The following is a 1608-nucleotide window of genomic DNA, read 5'->3' on the forward strand; positions in this document are numbered from 1 at the left end:
GCCTTCCACGCGCCGGCGGTCACGCCGGCGCTGCGCCGCGCGGGCACCACGACACCCGTCGCCCCGAACGCGGCGGCTGACCGCACCACCGCACCGAGATTGCGCGGGTCGGTCACGCCGTCCAGAGCCACGATGAGGGGAGGAGTCGGCCCGGTACGTTCGGAAAAATCGTCCGGATGAGCGTAGTTATATGGCCGCACCCGCAGCGCCACGCCCTGGTGCACGGCGCCGTCCGTGAGCCGGTCGAGCTCGGGCATTCCGGCCTCGAGCACCGCGACGCCCGCGTCCGCCGCGAGTTGTACCGCCTCCGCCACCCGCTCGTCTTGCTGCGCCCGCGCGGTCACGTACAGCGCTACCGCCGGCACCGCCGACCGCAGCGACTCGACCACGGAGTTCCGGCCCGCGACCACTTCCGCCCCGTCGCCGCTGCCGCGTGCTGCCTGGCCCTCATTCCAGTTTTCCGAACGGTCCCGGCCGCCTCCCCCGCGTCCCTCCTCCGCCTTCCTTGGTGGCCGACCGTCGGCGGCAGCCCTGGCCGCGGCGGCCCGCTGCGCGGGATGGCCGGTGCGCATGTACGCGGGCGGCGTGGGCCCCTTGCCCTCGAGGCGGTCCCTGCGGTTACCGCCGGTTCCCGGGCGCGGCTTACCGGATTTCGCGTAGCCGCCGCCGCCCGGCGCCCGGCCGTCACTGCCGCTCTTTTTCCGCCCGCTCATGGGGGAGAGCATAGTTGCCGTCTCACACCGCGGCGCGCGCGGCGACACACCTGGCTATAGCCCGAAATCGTTCCATTCAGTGACTAACCCCGATACCGTGGGCGACGGTTAGCCGGGAGAATACGCATTTGCTCCCCGAAAACGTCCCTCTGACAAAGTCTGGACCGGCATCCCGATGAATGTCCAATTCCCCGCACCGCGCCGCAACTGGCCCAGCCTGCTCCTGAACCTGGCGGTCCTGATCGTGGTCCTGGCCATGGCTGCGGGCACGTTCGTGCTGTCGTATTCCGGAGTGCACGCGATCGTCTTGCAGGCCGGGGTGTCGCCGCGGCTCGCCAGGATCTACCCCGGGCTGTTCGACGCGGTATTCGTCATCGCGTGCGTCGCGGCAGTCGTGCTGCGAGACGCCCGGTGGTGGGCGCGGTGGTACGCGTGGCTGGTCATCATCCTGATGGTGGCCGTCGTCGGCGCGGCCGACGTCGTGTACGCGATTAACGCCACGCTGCGGCACCGGACGATTGAGGGAGTCGTGGCCGCGGCTCCCTGGGTGCTCCTCCTGCTCGCCTTCTGCCTGATGCTCACCATGCTCAGGCAGTCCCGGGTCCAGCAGGCCCCGGCAACGGCGCTGGCCGAGCCGGCTGAGCCAGCCGAGCCGGTGTACCTGGCTTCCGGCCAGGCGGAGCTGCCCGAGGCCGCACCGGAGCCGGAAACGCCCGCCCTGCCGATCGGCGTCTGGCTACCGCAGCACGAGCTGGAGCCTGACGGCGTCTCGGCACCGGAAGGCGCCGGCGTGCCGCAGGACGAGGACGTACCGCAGGACGAGACGGCCCAGCCGGAAGAGCCGGCCGCTGCGGCCGGCGTCCACGCTCCCGAGCCCGGCATCACGGAGGCACCC

At 71.6% G+C, this 1608-nt stretch carries 2 protein-coding genes; one reads left to right on the forward strand and one right to left on the reverse strand.

All coding sequences use genetic code 11. The features are described 5' to 3' along the window. On the reverse strand, nt 1–713 hold a 713-nt coding region (locus WA805_RS31030), incomplete at its 3' end, for a TrmH family RNA methyltransferase (RefSeq protein ID WP_425244108.1). A gap of 175 nt (nt 714–888) precedes the next feature. Here WA805_RS31030 and WA805_RS31035 point away from each other — a divergent pair. Further along, nucleotides 889–1608: DUF2637 domain-containing protein (locus WA805_RS31035; RefSeq protein ID WP_425244109.1), on the forward strand; the 720-nt coding region annotated here is incomplete at its 3' end.

The sequence above is a fragment of the Trebonia sp. genome, from assembly GCF_049794275.1.
GTDB lineage: Bacteria > Actinomycetota > Actinomycetes > Streptosporangiales > Streptosporangiaceae > Trebonia.